The organism is Pseudomonas sp. FP1740, assembly GCF_030687165.1.
Lineage (GTDB): Bacteria > Pseudomonadota > Gammaproteobacteria > Pseudomonadales > Pseudomonadaceae > Aquipseudomonas.
This window is the reverse complement of the sequence record NZ_CP117461.1, coordinates 2089176-2107321: the sequence shown is the minus strand read 5'-3', so window position 1 is coordinate 2107321 and position 18146 is coordinate 2089176. Positions and strand designations below refer to the sequence as shown.

Here is an 18146-nt window from a genome sequence, read left to right as displayed (position 1 = left end):
AGTCACTTCATTGAAGTTCAGCTTGAATATCATGGGACCGCAGCCGCGTCACGCAAAACAACGTTTCCGCCCCCTGGTTCAAGCTACGGGCCGTTCCTATTATTGGCCGAGATAACGACTGAAGCACGAGCGCAACCAACTTTCACCCGGGTCACTGTGAATCGCACCGCGCCAGGCCATGGACAGATCCGGCGTCGGCAGCTCCAACGGAGCAAACTCGGCGCGCATTCCTTCCAGTCGCACCATGGCCTGGGCGACGTAGTCTGGGACGATCGCCACCATGTCGCTGCCGGCGAGCAATGCAGGTAAGGCGCTGAACTGCGGTACCGCCAGCACCACCTTGCGCTGCCTTCCGACCAGCCCCAGAGCGTGATCAGCATCATCGATGACATTCCCCATTGAGGACACCACCACATGAGGGCGCCTGCAGAAGTCATCCAGTTTCAAGGGGCCAGGCACCGAATCGGCGCGCAGGAGCATGGGCTGCATGGGTCGCAGGCACTTGCAATGGGCACTGGCAGGCAACGCCTGAGCCAAGCTGATACCCACGGAAATTTCACCGGAGGCGAACAGTTGGGGTAATTGCCGTTGGTCCACCCGGCGCACCACCAAAGTGATGTTTGGCGCCTCATCCCGCAGGTGCCTCATCATACATGGAAGCAGTGCGTACTCGACATCGTCAGAGAGTCCGACATGGAAGGTTCCGTCACTGGTCAGCGGATCGAACGTCTGAGTGCAGCTCAAGGCGACGGCAATGCCATCCAAGGCCGGTGCCAGCCGCGCATGGATCTCCTCTGCCCGCGCAGTCGGTTCCATAACCCGGCCAGTGCGGATGAACAGCGGATCATTGAACATCGAACGCAGTCGCCCGAGGGCGCAGCTGATCGTGGTCTGGCCCAGGAACAGCCTCTCGCCGGCCCGGGTAACGTTGCGTTCACGCATCATGGTTTCGAAGACAACCAGCAGATTGATGTCGGCATGTCGCAGGTCATTTCTGTTCATCATGTTCGCCGCCAGGGTAATTGGATATCGAACGACAGCTCGCAGCGCGCCCCGTGTCGTCGGAGGTCAACGATGCAGTTCCACCCTATGCGGGCCAACAACCAGACGTCACTTGTACCTGGGTACAGACGACGTATCTCATGGTTGCACGCCGTAGTACGTGGGTATGCCTTATCAAAGGAAACGACGACGCCTGACATATCATATCAACGGCACTTCGGAGCGCACATCCAACATCGACCCTTTGGTCTTAGCGCCCTATACGTAGGTATAACTATTCCACCTTGTAAGACCGCGTATCTTGTAATGACAACGGGCTCTGTTACGGAGCGAACCAGATGAATCGATACGCTGAAATGCACAATACGATTATTGCGATTGTCGATGATGACAACGCCGTCCGGACAGCGCTGAAAAGTTTATTGCGGTCCAGCGGCTATAAAGTTCAAACCTATTGCAGCGCTTTGGAGTTTCTCGCGAGTGCCCCCGCTGAAACCCACTGCCTGATTTCCGATATCCAGATGCCGGGAATGAGTGGAGTAGAGATGCATAAGCAGCTCGTCGCGATGGGTTTGTGCATCCCCACCATACTCATCACCGGCTACCCTGAAGCAGCGGCACATCTTGCCGCGGATACGCCGAGCCTGGTTGCCATTCTGCCTAAACCCTGTCAAGCCGACAGGCTGCTGAGCTGCATCGAAACCGCCCTCCTCCAGCGGCACTGAGAATACTCTGAGCGTTTCTCGTCGCCCCCACCGACAACACCTTCGTATATATCCTTCGCACTGACGTATGGGTTTGCTGAACCGATGTAGAAGTGAGCTCTGAAGAATCCAGTAATAACATCAACTCACAGCGGACGACTCGCTGTCATGAGTACAAGTTCCTTCATTTCGGCGCGCAGACTCCATCCCGCCAAACGTGAAGAACAACTTCAAATTATTGACCACTTCATCTGAGGCACAATTCATGAAACAGCAAATTCTGGTTATTGGCGCTGGGTTCGGTGGTGTATGGAGCGCATTAAGCGCCGCCCGTCTGCTGGACATGCACAATCGTAACGACGTTGAAATCACCCTGCTGGCACCCCAGGCGGAATTGCGCATACGTCCTCGGTTCTACGAAACCGACGTGCATAAGATGTTCGCCCCCCTGGACGCGCTGTTTGACTCGGTGGGGGTGCATTTCATCAAAGGCACCGCCGAGCGCATCGACGAACTGACAAAGACCGTTGGCTACCGCGATGAGGATGGCCGCCAGGGTACGTTGGCTTACGATCGTCTGGTGCTTGCGGCCGGCAGCCAGTTAGCTCGCCCGACAGTGCCCGGCCTTGCCGTCCACGCCTTCGACGTGGATCAGATCGAAGCGGCGGTACGCCTGGAGAACCACCTGAAATCCCTCAAGAACCGGCCTGCCAGCGATGCCCGCAATACGGTGGTGGTCGCTGGCGGCGGTTTTACCGGTATCGAAACCGGCACCGAGATGCCGGCACGTCTGCAGTCTGTGCTCGGTGACGATCAGAATATCCGCATAATCATCATCGACCGTGCGCCTCAGATCGGCGCGACCATGGGTGACGGGATTCGTCCGTCGATCATCGAGGCATCCGAACACCTGGGCATCGAATGGGTGGTCAACGCCAGTGTCGCGGCGATAGATGCCAACGGCGTGACCCTCGCCGATGGTCGCCGTATCCAGAGCCATACGGTGATCTGGACCGTCGGTTTCCGCGCTAACCCGTTGACCGAACATCTGAACAGCGTCCGCGATGGCCAGGGGCGCTTGCACGTCGATGTGAACCTGAAGGTATTGGGCCAGGAGCACATCTACGCCGCCGGGGACGTTGCCTATGCCGCCACCGACGACCTCGGCAACTTCGCGGCAATGTCCTGCCAGCATGCGATCTCCCTGGGCCGCCACGCCGGGAACAACGTCGTCGCCGATCTGCTCGGTGTCGCGCCAATCCCCTATCGTCAGCCCAAGTACGTGACCTGTCTCGATCTGGGCGTCTGGGGCGCGGTGTACACCGAAGGCTGGGATCGCCAGCTCAAGCTGGTCAAGGAGCCGGCCAAGGAGCTCAAAACGCAGATCAACACCCAATGGATCTACCCTCCGGCCGCTGATCGGACCACCGCTCTGGCAGCGGCCGACCCGATGATTCCGGTGGCCTGACTCAGCCTGAAGAGGCGTCTGTGACAGCATGACGGGCGCCTGCCGAACAACGCTGTCTTTTGAGAGAGCTAAACATGTTCGCTTTGCTCAAGTCCCCCAACGTATCCTCAAACTATCCAGACAATTACTTGTAGGCGCCATGGCGATGCCGGCAATCGGGACTCTGATGGTCTACAGCTTTACCGCCTCAAGATGCGCATGTGAACTGCACTCGAATGCCCCCCCTCAAATCCCGCCTGGTGGCCCAGCAGCAATAGGTACTGGCGGGCGCTTCTTCATCTAGCAGGGTACGTGCCGATTACAACGTCCGCTTTGGTCGCCACCCGCCGACCATATCCCTATCGCGGGGTCAAAGTCCGCAAAGTTTCTGGCGCTCCTTTTGAAGGATACGAACAAGCCAGCTGTGAATAGGTTCAAGCTGATTCGATACGCTCGACCCGGCCGGCGTGGTATTGCATGAACGCCTCGACCACACCTATACCCTAGCCTTTATCGGCCTTGCTAAGTTGCGGATATGGCGTTGTTTGATTAAGTCTGGTGCATCGCCAATAGCCCGCGCCGTGTTGTCGAACAGCCCCGCTGTTGATCCGAGGCCATCAAACGGAACAGATCACTTAGTGTCTGTTCTCGAATCAGCGCACCCGTGAGGCAATGGCCTCACAAACTAATGGATAGATTATTCGAGAGCGGCACACTAGGTGCCTTTGCCAGGCAGGTACGGTGATCACGGATTTATAGGGCTGTCCAATAGCCTGCTGACTTCTGTAGCCGTTCATGTTGAAAGGAAGTTCAAATTTATGGGAACCAGGCAGTCTGGAAGCAACACTAAACCAAGTAACTACTTTGAAATTTTAACATCAACCTGGCTATCACCGCTTATTGCAGCTGAGGCCATTTGACATCATTGCAAGGAGATATAAATGGGTGCGTGTCTTTCACGAGAAGCCTGATCTCATGGTACCTCTCTCCACAGCGCCACAACCGACAGCAGCCCCTGCGCCCCCTTGACTCCCCGCAAACCGGAAGGTACGGATGCGAACGGAGCACTGATTCGGACGGGCAAGTTTTCACAAAAAACTTCGTTGTCCCAGGTGGCCCTTAAGGCGGCCCTTGATCGATCGGGCATATCGCCCAAGACCGGACTCCAGGACCTTCCCGTAGAGGTGGTAGGCTATTATCCGTGGTATAGCAGCCAGTGACTCGGCGGGTGATACAGCCGGTGGGCTGCACCCCATCATGTTGAGCAACAAGTTTTTCGTCAGTATTGGGTGAGCAGTCGGTCAAGGAGCATTACCTTTTTCTACAACCGTTGATCGGCGCCTTCAAAGCGCTCAAACCCCACCTGCCGATTCATGAGATAAATAGCCAGATGCTGGCGTTGATGGGGCCTAAACAGCGCCAGGAGCAGGTCACGGCCGTCCTCGGTTTGGCCCACGAGCTTGAAAAGACCTACGCGATCGCCAGGTTGGGCGCCGGGCTGGCGGCTCTCGAACGGTCGCAACTGCAGGCGCTGGTCACGGCCGCCCTCGGCCTGCCCGACGGCTGGCACAAAGCCCGGGCGATCGCCGGGTTGGGCGCGAGGCTGGCGCATCTGAGCGAGTCGCAGCGGCAGGCGCTGGTCACCGCCCCCCTCAGCCTGGCCGACGACAGGAACAAGACCCTGGCGATCGCCGGGTTGGGTGCCGGGTTGGTGGCTCTCGAACGGCCAAAACAGCAAGAGCTGGTCACGGCCTCCCTCGGCCCGGCCGACGGGTTGCAAAAGGCTCAGGTGATCGCCGAACTGGTCAATGGTTATCAAGTTTCGAGGGTTCGTGACTATCTTCGTTGAGGGGCTGGCCGATCCCATGACACGCTGATTAATCGCTGGGTCCGCGAAGAAGGCGACACCCGAGCCTCAAGGCTATTTGCGCGACAACGCGCAAATAGCCCTCGCCAGTATTCAGTTCATGACGACCCCATACATTCGCCCCTGCGCTTCATGAGCCAGGGTGATTTCCCCTCGGGTCGGTAGCTTTGACCGGAACTCGAACCGCGCTCAGACCACTCAAGACTCTCGACACAAGGCCGTGAGTCAACCCAGGGTTACGTCGCCGGCTTCCGTGTGCCCGGCCGTCTCCAATAAGGGTCTATATCGATGAAACTCTCTATTTTCAGCTGCTGGTCACCCGCCCCTGTGGAGGTAGACGCGACACCCCCCGCAGTCGCCCCCATTTCGACTTCAACGACAGCGACACCAGGACCACCCGGGAAGCGTATGGATCGTACGGATGCGAGCGGGGCACCGATCAAACCGGGCAAGTCCTCACAAAAAACTTCGTTGTCCCAGGTGGCCCTTGAGGCGGCCCTTGACCGATCGGGCACATCGCCCAAGAGCGGATTCCAGGACCTTCCCGTGGAGTTGGTACAGGCTATTAGCCGTCAGGTCGCCAGTGGCTCAGCGGGTGATGCGGCCGCGGGGCTGCATGCCCTCATGTTGAGCAACAAGTTTTTAAAGGGGGCGATATTGGCTGAGACGTCGGTCAAGGAGCATTACGAATTTCTGCAACCGTTGATAGGCGCCTTCAAAGCGCTCAAACCCCGCTTGGCGATTCACCTGGTAAGTAGCCACATGCTGGCATCAATGGCGGCGTTGATGGGGCCTAAACAGCGCCAGGGGCTGGTCGCGGCCGCCCTCAACCTGACCGAGGAGTCGCCCAAGGCCCAGGCGATCGCCGGGCTGGGTGCCGGGTTGGCGACTCTCGAACGGTCGCAACAACAGGCGCTGGTCACCGCCGCCCTCGGCCTGGCCGACGAGAGGCACAAGACCCTGGCGATCAGCGGGCTGGGTGCCGGGCTGACGGCTCTCGAACGGCCGCAGCAGGAGGCGCTGGTCACCGCCGCCCTCGGCCTGGCCGACGCGAGGGACAAGGCCGAGGCGATCGCCGTGTTGGGTGCCGGGCTGGCGGCTCTCGAACCGCCGCAGCAGGAGGAGCTGGTCACTGCCATCCTCGGCCTGGCCGAAGGTTTTCAAAAGGCCCGGACGATCGCCGGGTTGGGCGCCGGGCTGGCGGCTCTCGAACCACCGCTGCAGCAGGCGCTGGTCAAGGCCGCCCTTGACCTGACCAGCGGGCTTCTAAAGGCCGAGTCGATTGCCGGGCTGGGCGCCGGGCTGGCAGCTCTCGACGGGACGCAGCAGCAGGCGCTGGTGACCGCCGCCCTCGATCTGACCGACGAGTGGCACAAGTCCATGGCGATCGCCGGGCTGGGCCCCGGGCTGGCGGCTCTGGAACGGCCACAGCAGCAGGTGCTGGTCACGGCCGCCCTCGGCCTGGCCGACGGGGAGGACAAGGCCCAGGCGATCGCCGGACTGGGTGCCGGGCTGGCGGCTCTCGAACGGTCGCAGCAGGAGGCCCTGGTCACCGCCGTCCTCCGCCTGGCCGACGACGACTACAAGGCCCAGGCGATCGCCGGGCTGGGTGCGGGGCTGGCGGCTCTCGAACAGCCGCAGCAGCAGGCGCTGGTCACGGCAGCCCTCCGCCTGGCCAACGAGGGGTACAAGTCTCAGGCGATCGCCGGGCTGGGTGCCGGGCTGGCGGCTCTCGAACCGGCGCAGCAGCAGGCGCTGGTCGCGGCCGCCCTCGGCTTGGCTGGCGACTGGAACAAGGCTCGGGCGCTCGCCGGACTGGTCAATGGTTATCAAGCTTCGAAGGTTCGTGACTATCTTCGTTGAGGGGCTGGCCGATCCCAGGCGAGGACACGCCGGTTAATCGCTGGGTCCGCGAAAAGGGCGGCACCCTCTGCGGGTGCCTGGCGAACACCAACCCTCAAGGCTATTTGCGCGACAACGCGGAAATAGCCATCGCCAGCATTCAGTTCATGACGACCCCATACATTCGCCCCTGCGCTTCATGAGCCAGGGTGATTTCCCCTCGGGTCGGTAGCTTTGACCGGAACTCGAACCGCGCTCAGACCACTCAAGACTCTCGACACACAGGACCGTGAGTCAATCCACGGTTACGCCGCCGGCTTCCGTGTGCCGGCCGTCAACTGAACCGCAAGGAATCTATAACCAATGACGCGTATTTCCTCTGCCAGCCCGCCGCCACCCGCTGTTGTGCCAGACGTAACACCCTCTGCAGTCGCCTCCATTTCGACTTCAACGACAGCGACACCAGAGCCACCCGAGAAGCGCATGGATCGTACGGATGCGACAGGGACACCGATCAAACCGGGCAAGTCCTCACAAAAAACTTCGTTGTCCTCGGCGATCCTTGAGGCGGCCCTTGACCGATCGGGCACATCGCCCAAGACCGGGCTCCGGAACCTTCCCGTGGAGTTGCTACAGGAGATTATCCGTCGGGTCGCCAGTGGCTCAGCAGGTGATACGGCCGGGGGGCTGCGCGCCATCATGTTGAGCAACAGGTTTTTAAAGGAGTCGGTATTGAATGGGAAGTCGGTCAAGGCGCATTACGAATTTCTGAAACCGTTGATAGGCGCCTTCAACGCGCTCAAACCCCAGCTGGCGATTCACCAGATAAATAGCCAGATGCTGGCGTTGATGGGGCCTCATCAGCGCCAGGGGCTGGTCACGGCCGCTCTCGACCTGGCCGAGACAATGAAGACCCTAGCGATCGCCGGGTTGGGCGCCGGACTGGGGGCTCTCGAACGGTCGCAGCAGGAGGCGCTGGTCACCGCCACCCTCGGCCTGACCAACGAGGGGTACAAGGCCCGGACGATTGCCGGGTTGGGCGCCGGGTTGAGGGCTCTCGAACGATCGCAACAGCAGGCGCTGGTCACGGCCGCCCTCGGCCTGGCCGGCGGGGAGCATAAGGCCCGGGCAATCGCCGGATTGGGTGCCGGACTGGCAGCTCTCGAACGGCCACAGCAGGAGGCGCTAGTTATGGCCGCCCTCGGCCTGGCCCACGGGTGGGACAAGTCCCAGGCGATTGCCGGGTTGAGCGCCGGGCTGGCGCACCTGAGCAAGTCGCAGCGCGAGGATCTGGTCACTGCCGCCCTCGGCCTGACCGGCGAGGGGGAAAAGGCCGAGGCGATCGCCGGGCTGGGCGCCGGACTGGCGGCTCTCGAACGGCCACAGCAGGAGGCGCTGGTCACGGCAGCCCTCCGCCTGGCCGACGGATTTCAAAAGGCCGTGGCGATCGCCGGGCTGGGCGCCGGGCTGGGGGCTCTCGAACGGTCGCAGAAGAAGGCGCTGCTCGCGGCTGCCTTCGGTCTGGCCGACGGGTTTCAAAAGGCCCGGGCGCTCGCCGGGCTGGGTGCCGGGCTGGCAGTCCTCGAACGGCCGCAGCAGCAGGCGCTGGTCGCGGCCGCCCTCGGCCTGCTGGTCGGGTGGCAAAAAGGCCAGGCGATCGCCGGGTTCGGCGCCGGGCTGGTGGCTCTCGAACGCTCGCAGCAGCAGGCGCTGGTCAAGGCTGCCCTCGACCTGGACGACGGGTTGCACAAGGCCCAGGCGATCGCCAGGTTGGGCAGCGGGCTGGCAGCTCTCGAACGGCCGCAGCAGGAGGCGCTGGTCACCGCAGCCCTCGGCCTGACCGGCTGGCACAAGGGCCAGGCGATCACCGGGTTGAGTACCGGGCTAGCAGCTCTCGAATGGCCGCAGCAGCAGGCGCTGGTCTTGGCTGCCCTCGGCCTGCCCGGCGGGTTGCACAAGGCCCAAGCGATCGCCGGGCTGGTCAATTGCTATCAAGCTTCGAGGGTTCGTGACTATCTTCGCTGAGGGGCTGGCCGATACCATGCGCAGCTGGGTGGCCAAGCCTGCCCCTCAGAAAGTTCTGTCACTCCAGATAGGCTTCTTTTACCGTATGGAACGGACGCTCAACCTTCCCCTTTGAACGGCTAGTGGTACGCGTTCCATCCTTGCCAGCACCCGAATGACGTTCTGGAGGACTCGGCGCTTGGCGACCGGGCCATTGTCCAGATAGATCATCTTTGGACGGCCTTGAGATGGAAAGCTCGGATCAGCCTTCAGCGCCATTGCATTGAACAAGAATACGCAGCGCAAACTCCGCGTCCTCTCCTGATAAGTCATACCACTGCGGTCATCCCCCCACTGAACAGCATCAGCGTCGGCATCCCCCTACTCGGATAGATCCAGTCTGGTTTGTAGATATACTTCAGGTCCGAGGATGACAGGTCAAACTGCCAACAGTCGTTGCTGTTTTCCGCTTGAAAACGTGTGACCGGTGGCTGCCGCGACAGGCGAGTTTGATCCAGTCCCCACAAGGATAAGTAGTGGTCGATAGTCGGACGTCTCAGCAGATATTGAAAATTCGAAACTGTTTCTGGACACGGACAATGCGATTTCGGGAGTTCAAGATTCATCCCCCCTAGCGTCCAATACACAAACGTTTGATGGACAACCCATTAATCGCAAACAAAAGTGAGCACGCAGAAATGAAAATGCATGCAAAGGACGCTGAATGCAAGTTCAGTCACAGTTAATGCGAGTACAGATACTGCTTCAATCGCAATTATTCCGAGCCTGAAATAGCGTTGATTACAAGAATGGCCGTTTTCGATTGCAAGCCGCTAAAGCTACCCGACCCGCCCCCCTGTTCATGAAGCGCAGAGGCGAATGTATTGGCGTCAGTTTGCGCGTGGTATAGAACAGCCCCTCAACGAAGATAGTCACGAACTCTCGAAGCTTGATATCCATTGACCAGCCCGGCGATCGCCTGAGCCTTGTGCCTTTCGTCGGCCAGGCCGAGGGCGGCCAAGACCAGCGCCTGCTGCTGTGGCCGTTCGAGAGCCGTCAGCCCGGCACCCAGCTCGGCGATCGCCTCGGCCTTGTCCCCCTCGATGGTCAGACCGAGGGCGGCCGTGACCAGCGCCTCCTGCTGTGGACGTTCGAGAGCCCCCAGCCCGGCACTCAGCCCAGCGATCGCCTCGGCTTTGCCCCACTCGTCGGTCAGGCCGAGGGCCGCCGTGACCAGCGCCTGCTGCTGGGACCGTTCGAGAACCGCCAGCCCGGCGCCCAACCCGGCGATCACCCGGGCCTTTTCCCCCTCGTCGGCCAGATTGAGGGCGGCCGTGACCAGCGCCTGCTGCTGGGACCGTTCGAGAGCCACCAACCCGGCGCCCAACCCAGCGATCGCCAAGGCCTTGCCCCTTTCGTCGGCCAAGCCGAGGGCGGCCATGACCAGCTTCTCCTGCAGCGGCCCTTCGAGAGCCGCCAGCCCGGCGCCCAACCCAGCAATCGCCCGGGCCTTGTACCCCTCGTTGGCCAGATTGAGGGCGGCCATGACCAGCGCCTGCTGTTGCGATCGTTCGAGAGCCCTCAACCCGGCGCCCAGTCCGGCGATCGCCTTGGCCTTGTCCCACCCGCCGGCCAGGCCGAGGGCGGCCGTGATCAGCACCTGCCGCTGCGGCCGTTCGAGAGCCGTCAGCCCGGCACCCAACCCGGCGATCGCATGGGCCTTGTGCAAGCCGCGGGCCAGGTCGAGGACGGCGGTGACCAGCTCCTCGCGCTGCGACTCGCTCAGGTGCGCCAACCCAGCACCCAACCCGGCGATCGCCTTAGTCTTGTTCCCCTCGTTGGCCAGGTTGAGGGCGGCCGTGACCAGCGCCTGTTGCTGCGACCGTTCGAGAGCCCCCAGCCCGGAGCCCAACACGGCGATCGCCGTGGCCTTCATCATCTCAGGCAGGCCAAGGGCGGCCGTGACCAGCGCCTGCTGTTGCGATCGTTCGAGAGTCATCAGTCCGGCACCCAACCTGACGATCGCCTGGGCCTTGTTCCAGCCGCCGTCGGCCAGGCCGAGGGCGGCCGTGACTTGCCCCCGGCGCTGTTTAGGCCCCATCAACGCCAGCATCTGGCTATTTACCTGGTGAATCGCCAAGTGGGGTTTGAGCGCGTTAAAGGCGCCTATCAGCGGTTGCAGAAATTCGTAATGTTCCTCGACCGACTGCTCACCCAATACCGCTCCCTTTAAAAACTTGTTGCTCAACATGATGGCACGCAGCCCCACGGCCGTATCACCCGCCGAGCCACTGGCTGCTACACCACGGATAATATCCTGTACCAACTCCACGGGAAGGTCCCGGAGTCCGGTCTTGGGCGAGGTGTCCGATCGATCAAGGGCCGCCTTAAGGGCCACCTGGGACAGCGAAGTTTTTTGTGAGGACTTGCCCGCCCGAATCAGCGCCCCGTTCGCGTCCATACGTTCCGGATTGCGGGGAGTCAACGGGTAGGTGGGTGGTGTGGGCGCAGGGGCAGGTGTCGGTTGTGGCACTGTGAAGAGAGGTGTCACGAGGTCAGGCCCCATCTTGTCTCGCGAAATACAGCCACCCATTTGTATCTCCTTGCAATGATGCCAAAATGGCTTCAACTGCCATAAACGGTGATAACCAGGTTGAGTTAAAATTTCAAAGTAGTTACTTGGTTTAGTGTTGCCTAGTTCCCATAAGTTTTAACTTCCATCAACATGAACGGCTACAGAGGTCAACAGGTTATTGGACAGCCCTATAAACCCATGATCACCGTATCCATCTGGCAAAGGCACCTAGTGTGCCGTTCTCGAAATAATCTACTTGGCACCCAACACGGCAATCACCCGGGCCTTTTGCTCGTCGTCGGCCAAGCCGAGGGCGGCCGTGACCAGCGCCTGCTGCTGCGACCGTTCAAGAGCCGCCACCCCGGCACCCAACCCGGCGAGCACCCGAGCCTTGTCCCTCTCGTCGGCCAGGCCGAGGGCGGCCGTGACCAGCGCCTGCTGCTGCGACCGTTCGAGAAACGCCAACCCGGCACCCAACCCGGCGATTGCCTCGGCCTTGTCTCTCTCGATGGCCAGGCCAAGGGCGGCCGTGACCAGCGCCTGCTGCTGCGACCGTTCGAGAGTCGCCAACCCGGAGCCCAGCCCGGCGATCGCCCAGGCCTTGTACCCCTCGTTGGCCAGGCCGAGGGCGGCCGTGACCAGCGCCTGCTGCTGCAACCGTTCGAGAAACCTCAGCCCGGCGCCCAATCCGGCGATCGCCCGGGCCTTGTGAAACCTGTCGGCCAGGCCGAGGGCGGCTGCGACCAGCGCCTGCTGCTGCAGCCGTTCGAGAGCCGCCAGCCCTGCGCCCAACCCGGCGATCGCCATAGACTTGTGCCACTCGTCGGTCAGGTCGAGGGCGGCTGTGACCAGCGCCTGCTGCTGCAGCCGTTCGAGAGCCGTCAATCCGGCACCCAACCCGGCGATCGCGTGGGCCTTGTGCAACCCGCGGGCCAGGCCGAGGGCGGCCGTGACCAGCGCCTGCTGCTGCGACCGTTCGAGAGCCGCCAGCCCGACACCCAAGCCGGCGATCGCCCGGGCCTTGTCCCCCTCGTCGGCCAAGCCGAGGGCGGCCGCGACCAGCGCCTGCTGCTGCGACTGTTCGAGAGTCCCCAGTCCCGTGCCCAACGCGACGATCGCCGTGGCTTTCATCGTCTCGGGCAGGCCGAGGGCGGCCGCGACCAGCACCTGCGGTTGCGGTCGTTCGAGAACCCCCAGACCGGCGCCTAACGCGACAATCGCTTTGGCCTTGTTCCAGGAGTTGGACAGGTCGAGGGCGGCCGTGACCAGCTTCTGGCGTTGTTTAGGCCCCATCAACGCCAGCATGTGGCGATTCATCTGGTGAATCGCCAAGTGGGGTTTGAGCGCGTTGAAGGCGCCTATCAACGGTTGCAGAAATTCGTAATACTCCTTGACCGACTGCTCACCCAATACCGACGCCTTTAAAAACTTGTTGCTCAACATGAGGGCACGCAGCCCTCCGGCCGCATCACCCGCCGAGTCACTGGCTGCTACCCCACGAATAATAGCCTGTACCAACTCCACGGGAAGGTCCCGGAGTCCGGTCTTGGGCGATGTGCCCGATCGGTCAAGGGCCGCCGCAAGGGCCGCCGAGGACAACGAAGTTTTTTGTGAGGCGCTGCCCGCCCGAATCAGCGCCCCGTTCGCATCCGTACGTTCCAGATTGCGGGGAGTCAAGGTGTGTGTGGGTGATGTGGGCGCAGAGGCAGGTGTCGATTGTGACACTGTGGAGAGAGACGCCATGAACTCAGGCCTCATGGCGTTTCGTGAAATCCATCCACCCATTTATATCCCCTTGTAATGATCTCAAATGGCTTCAACCCCATAAACGGTGATAGCCAGGTTGAGGTTAAAAATTCAAAATAGTTACTTGGTTTAGTGTTGCTTCCAGCCTGCCTGGTTCCCCCCATTCCAGACATACTGAGTCGGTTGTGCATTTTGCAAGGTCAGGAATGTGGTCATCGAGGTCTCCAGCTCGCGTAACGAACTGACGCTGCCCTCTCGCAAAGACACGCACTGGAAGTCGGGGTGAAATGCAGGTGGAAGCGTTTATGTGTCTTCAGCCACGCCTGATGTTGATATTGAATACTGTTGATCAAGCGTTTCTAAAGATAGTTCTGAGCCATGAACGCTGCCATGACGCACAAATCATGCGACTGTTCCCAGTGGTAACCAGGCTGGGGATGTTCAGTGCGCGACGACCGTCGCGATGGCTGATGGTGAACGTACACGCCGGCTTGGCTCGGCCTTCCACAAGCCGGAAATCGAAGCGCAGGCCAACGAAGGGTTGATGCGTTACCTGGTGCGCACCTACAACGTGCAGCCCCCATCGCAGCGAGCCACATTCGCGGATTGAGAACTGGCAGCCCAATCTACTCGAGGGGAGCATTCGCGAGATGTGTACCTGGAAGCAATTCTGCTGCATTGCCCGCGAGCCCGAACGGCGCAAGGCGGGTGTCGATACACAGGTCACGGCTGATCGCACCGCTGTTGCATCGGTACCGAGCGTTCAAGCGTGGCAAAGTCGATGAGCGATCCGACAACTTCCATACACTGGCCGATCAGTTGGGCTTGCCCGTCACTGCGCGGCCGGTAACGATGTGCGGCTGACGCCTTGAACTGTTTCGGTGGAACTGCTACGTCTCCCTTTCAATGCCGACGCGCACGAGTCTCACTTTCCAGCGCCATTACGCCAAGCTTGCCATTTCCGAGGAACTCGCGCGGCCCTTATCCAAACTCTCGACTGAGGATCAAGCTTTCATTCCACAAGGCGCTGAATAAAACACTGACACGCCGTATTGTTTTGGAGCGCATCAGGACCTATTTCTGCCTCAAAAAAAGCAGGAGACGAACATGCGGGTTGAAGTGGTGCAGCACTACGGGTTGACGTTACCGCTGAGCCAAATCGGTTATTTTGAACCGCGCACCATCAGCAACTGATCAAAGACATTGGGGGTGTGATCTTCGAAGGGCGTTTGATTGCACTGTGTGGTGTCATCAGCAGAGGCAAAACGTAATGCTACACCGCCTTCAACAGATGATGGAGGGGGAAAAAGAAGGTCACCGCTTCCAAGTCCTTCGCCATTGAGAAGCACAGCATCAAGCTGGACACCTTCATCGCTGCGTTTTATACGATTTGCTCATCGAAATCAGGAGTGCTGGCTGGCCATCCCAAGCTACGATGGAGGAAAACGGTTTTCGCTCGACGGCATCACCGGTAGTCAGCGCGAATACATTCACCCCACCGAGTTGCGCACGCCCTTACAGATTCAACTGCATCTGAGCTGTCCCTAGAGGCCGGTTACCTGACCGAGGAGAAACCTGCCTCGGCGGAGCCGGTTGAGTCGGTACTGTCGCGTCAACTGGATGATCTGGAACCTACACAGCGCTGATCCGGCCCCGAGGCATGGCCGACAGAGGGAGGGCAGGCTTAGGTTTAGCGGCTTGCAATCGAAAACGGCCATGCTCACATTTACTGCAATTAAACGGCGGGAACGTGCATATTACCCAATGTCGCCCAAATAGCCGGCCGCTATGTTAAATCTGCGACACTGTTGCACTACTCCGGCCGCCCGAGCCGTCCGAACCCCGCCAACCCGTCGCCCAGTCCGCTGATGGATGTCGGACTCGCCCCATCCAGGGTTGGAGGCCGCCAAAGAGTCGCCGGAGGGCGTACTGGCAGGTTAGCTGCTCCTGGCTGAGTAGTTGCTCTTTGTAGAGTGCTGTGTAAATCCCGCAGTGCATTCGCCAATAGCAGATAGGTCTGCTCGTCGCTTAGGTGCCCTCCCTCTACCTTCTCTTCAAGCGCTATCATCGCCTCTTCGGCTTGTAACGGGCTCGTGATCGTACGCCAGTGATCTCTAGCCTGATCAACGGTTTCTATCTTTAATGGAACTGTCTCAGACGCCTGACTTGGGCTGTGTTGGATGGAGGCAGTCGGCGAAGCAGAGGCTCTATTTATCCCGCTTATTGCTCTAAGAAACTAATGAGTGGCGTTTCGAACTTTTGAGTTCCATGGACAAGTGAAATTTAGTCGCAGTTCATGCGAGCACAGGGGCTGCTTCAATCGCAATTAATCTGAGCCTGAAATAGCATTGGTTGCAAGCATGGCCGCTTTCGATTGCAAGCCGCTTCAGGTAGGCATATGGATATAATGACATGACCTGTATCGCAGTACGAAATTGTCGATTGCGCAGTCATTTTGACTCTCCTGCCCCGCCGCGCCGCCATTATCCGGCCTGCAACTCATTAATTTTGCGTATCTTCACATTTCAGGTTGAGCGCCCCCCCCCCGAACATGCTTAACGTGCTTTAAATTCCGTTTTCTGATGCACTTCCATGCTGGTCGTAATCGCTCGCGCCTCCAAAAGTTGGGTGAGTACCGGCAAGGAACGGTTTTCGCCTGAGAGCCTCCAGCCCGGCACCCAACCCGGACGATCGCCATGGACGTGTTCCCGTCGCCGGGCTGGCCGAGGCGGCCGTGACCAGCGCCTGCTGCTGCGATCCTTTGGTCGAACAGGCTCATGACGTTGGCGTTTCAACTCATCCCGAATAGCCAACAGTGTTGTACACATTTGCGTCTTGGCCGTCAGTCGCAGGATTTGAGATCCACCGCTTCTGTCGGCACTGCAACAATGCGTGAAGCCCAGGACGTCAAACGCCTCCGGTCTGTATAAACCTCGCTTCCTACGATTTCTCGCAGCAAAACGACCAAACTCAATCAGTCGTGTTTTCGAGGCATTGGCGTATAACGCCATGCTCCGGATTGCCTTCCAGCGTCGCTTAACAGCATCGGCCTCCCGGATTCCTGATGACGCGGCTCAATGGCAGGCCCATCGGCTTCCCGTGCCCTGGAACCCAACTCGCCCCCAGACCACCCAACAGGCTATGCACGTGGCCGTGGTTTGCATTCGGTCGAACGATCTTTGGCAGGAGACTGCCTGCTACTCGTCCCTAAAGGAGAGAAGAGTGCGCCCCCTTTCCCCATATTCTGCATACCTCGCCAACTTCGCTGCATCGGCCCCGGCTCCCAATGCCACCCTCCCACCCGGAGGCCCTGGCGATTTAGCGCCATTGAAGTCTATACGCAATCGGCTTTTGGACCAGATCATTTGCCGAACACCATAGAGGACGTGCAACAGTACCTTCTCGCCGAGTTCACGAGCTCATCGCGCAGAGAGCTCTCACCTTTCTCAAAGGACTATCTGCATTCATTGCCGTCCGAGGACTACGCTCTACCCAACCCAAAGACGGTTGTGCTGGAGAAGTTGAATCGGCAACGGGCTCAGAATAGCTCCGACAGCACGAATTATACCCTCGCGGATATAACACCCGTCGTGACTGACTTACTGCTAACTCGCCACCTGACTTCTGACGACTTCCTCCGCGCGCGCTCACGCTCAGAGGCGCAACTGCGCAATGCTTTGATTCAGAGACGGAGTCCGCAGGACATCTCGGGGTCTCCCCTGCCGTCGGACAGCACGACCGAGAGCCGCGAGACGACGTCGAGCAAGGCCTCACGAGACTCCGATCACTCTGAGCCACACTGGGCACCGCCGCCGCTGCTTGACGAAGGCGCACATCCTTTTGGGCACATTGTGTCCGGAGCCGACGCCGCGTCGGCCCCATCCACCTCAGGCGTTTCCCGCACTCGCAGGGGCAAGGAACGGGCTGCCCCCCCCTATCCATCGTCGACCCAGCCCTCTGGCCCCTCGCGCGCGCTGCCATCCACCGCCCCCACGCGGCGAGTCGGATCATTACTGGCCGAACACCGAACCGTGATGGCGCAACTGCCTGAAAGCCTCTCCTCGACATACCGCTCTAATATTTCACGATTTCTGTGCCATCTCGAGCAACAGGGTCAGCGCTGGTCTGCGCTGGCGCCTGCTGCCGGCGACAGGCGCCCAGCAGCGTTGGAGGCGACGGTCAATACGGCCATGCAGCACCACAGACTTGACCGAGGCACGCGCGCGGCACTTAACCTGAGCTTCAATTTGCTTCTGCAGAGGCCTTCCGGTCAGGTCCGACTGGCACCAGTACAGCCCGAACACCAAACAGTGATGGCGCAACTGCCCGAAAGCCTTGGCCGGAAACAACGCTCTTATATTTCACGATTTCTGCGCGATCTCGAGCAGCAGGGTCAGCGCTGGTCCACGCTGGCGCCTGCTGCGGGCGAAGTGCGCCCAGCAGCGTTGGAGGCAGCGGTCAATACGGCCATACAGCACCACGGACTTAACACAAGCACGCGCGCGGCACTTAACCACGGCTTCAATCTGGCTCTGCTGGGGCCTTCCGGTCGGGTCCAACTGACACCTGGGCTGCCCGAACACCAAACAGTGATGGCGCAACTGCCCCAAACCCTTACCCCGTCATACCGCTCAAATATTTCACGATTTCTGTGCCATCTCGAGCAGCAGAATCAGCGCTGGGCCGCGCTGGCACCTGCTGCGGGCGAAGAGCGCCCAGCAGCGTTGGAGGCGGCGGTCAATACGGCCATTCAGGACCACGGACTTGACCGAGGCACGCGCGCGGCAATTAACCGGGGCTTCCAGTTGAAGCTGAAAGCGCCCTCATAGGCGACAAGGCTTGCGCGACGCCGGTAGAAGGCGACGGTGTCATCGCTGCGGGGGTATTCCTCTACTGCCTTGCACAGAGAGGCCGTAAGAGGATCATGTTGCTGAACAATGCCTTGAATTCGTGTGCTAT

10 protein-coding genes and 2 pseudogenes are annotated in these 18146 nt (G+C 60.3%); 7 read left to right on the top strand and 5 right to left on the bottom strand.

Annotated elements, in window-relative coordinates; translation table 11 throughout:
* Window positions 1–99: 99 nt before the first annotated feature.
* A complete protein-coding gene (locus PSH69_RS09385) occupies window positions 100–1002 on the bottom strand; it encodes a LysR family transcriptional regulator (protein ID WP_305412806.1) in 903 nt (300 codons plus the stop codon).
* A gap of 338 nt (window positions 1003–1340) precedes the next feature.
* On the opposite strand from PSH69_RS09385, the gene PSH69_RS09380 reads away from it, so the two are divergent.
* From PSH69_RS09380 to PSH69_RS09360, 5 genes are all read left to right on the top strand, one after another.
* On the top strand, window positions 1341–1727 hold the full coding sequence (locus PSH69_RS09380; RefSeq protein WP_305411746.1) for a response regulator transcription factor: 387 nt from the start codon (window positions 1341–1343) through the stop codon (window positions 1725–1727).
* Between the two features lie 244 nt (window positions 1728–1971).
* The gene (locus PSH69_RS09375) at window positions 1972–3174 is read left to right on the top strand and encodes an NAD(P)/FAD-dependent oxidoreductase (protein ID WP_305411745.1); all 1203 of its coding nucleotides are present in this window, start codon (window positions 1972–1974) and stop codon (window positions 3172–3174) included.
* A 1264-nt stretch (window positions 3175–4438) separates the two neighbouring features.
* Window positions 4439–5002 carry a hypothetical protein gene (locus tag PSH69_RS09370; protein WP_305411744.1) on the top strand — a complete coding sequence of 188 codons (564 nt, stop codon included), beginning with the start codon at window positions 4439–4441 and terminating at the stop codon, window positions 5000–5002.
* A 426-nt stretch (window positions 5003–5428) separates the two neighbouring features.
* A complete protein-coding gene (locus PSH69_RS09365; protein WP_305411743.1) occupies window positions 5429–6883 on the top strand; it encodes a hypothetical protein in 1455 nt (484 codons plus the stop codon).
* A gap of 462 nt (window positions 6884–7345) precedes the next feature.
* A complete protein-coding gene (locus tag PSH69_RS09360; RefSeq protein ID WP_305411742.1) occupies window positions 7346–8887 on the top strand; it encodes a hypothetical protein in 1542 nt (513 codons plus the stop codon).
* A 67-nt stretch (window positions 8888–8954) separates the two neighbouring features.
* Here PSH69_RS09360 and PSH69_RS09355 read toward each other — a convergent pair.
* The 4 genes and pseudogenes from PSH69_RS09355 to PSH69_RS09340 all read right to left on the bottom strand — a co-directional run.
* Window positions 8955–9426, bottom strand: a pseudogene (locus tag PSH69_RS09355) (IS481 family transposase); the annotation flags it as partial.
* Between the two features lie 359 nt (window positions 9427–9785).
* Window positions 9786–11327, bottom strand: a complete 1542-nt coding sequence (locus PSH69_RS09350; protein WP_305411741.1) for a hypothetical protein — start codon at window positions 11325–11327, stop codon at window positions 9786–9788.
* Window positions 11328–11693: 366 nt separating this feature from the next.
* On the bottom strand, window positions 11694–12965 hold the full coding sequence (locus tag PSH69_RS09345; RefSeq protein WP_305411740.1) for a hypothetical protein: 1272 nt from the start codon (window positions 12963–12965) through the stop codon (window positions 11694–11696).
* A gap of 384 nt (window positions 12966–13349) precedes the next feature.
* A pseudogene (locus tag PSH69_RS09340) lies at window positions 13350–13513 on the bottom strand (IS630 family transposase); the annotation flags it as partial.
* A 137-nt stretch (window positions 13514–13650) separates the two neighbouring features.
* On the opposite strand from PSH69_RS09340, the gene PSH69_RS09335 reads away from it, so the two are divergent.
* Together PSH69_RS09335 and PSH69_RS09330 are read left to right on the top strand one after the other, a co-directional pair.
* The gene (locus PSH69_RS09335) at window positions 13651–13797 is read left to right on the top strand and encodes a hypothetical protein (RefSeq protein ID WP_305411739.1); all 147 of its coding nucleotides are present in this window, start codon (window positions 13651–13653) and stop codon (window positions 13795–13797) included.
* Window positions 13798–17221: 3424 nt separating this feature from the next.
* Window positions 17222–18016: a hypothetical protein gene (locus PSH69_RS09330; RefSeq protein ID WP_305411738.1), complete on the top strand. Its 795-nt coding sequence runs from the start codon at window positions 17222–17224 to the stop codon at window positions 18014–18016.
* Window positions 18017–18146 lie beyond the last annotated feature (130 nt).

Bases quoted from the DNA above. Each gene is read 5' to 3' on its own strand.
- PSH69_RS09335 (WP_305411739.1), top strand. From the start codon at position 13,651: ATGGCTGATGGTGAACGTACACGCCGGCTTGGCTCGGCCTTCCACAAG.
- PSH69_RS09330 (WP_305411738.1), top strand. From the start codon at position 17,222: ATGGCGCAACTGCCTGAAAGCCTCTCCTCGACATACCGCTCTAATATT.
- PSH69_RS09360 (WP_305411742.1), top strand. From the start codon at position 7,346: ATGGATCGTACGGATGCGACAGGGACACCGATCAAACCGGGCAAGTCC.
- PSH69_RS09365 (WP_305411743.1), top strand. From the start codon at position 5,429: ATGGATCGTACGGATGCGAGCGGGGCACCGATCAAACCGGGCAAGTCC.
- PSH69_RS09385 (WP_305412806.1), bottom strand. From the start codon at position 1,002: ATGAACAGAAATGACCTGCGACATGCCGACATCAATCTGCTGGTTGTC.
- PSH69_RS09380 (WP_305411746.1), top strand. From the start codon at position 1,341: ATGAATCGATACGCTGAAATGCACAATACGATTATTGCGATTGTCGAT.
- PSH69_RS09375 (WP_305411745.1), top strand. From the start codon at position 1,972: ATGAAACAGCAAATTCTGGTTATTGGCGCTGGGTTCGGTGGTGTATGG.
- PSH69_RS09350 (WP_305411741.1), bottom strand. From the start codon at position 11,327: ATGGACGCGAACGGGGCGCTGATTCGGGCGGGCAAGTCCTCACAAAAA.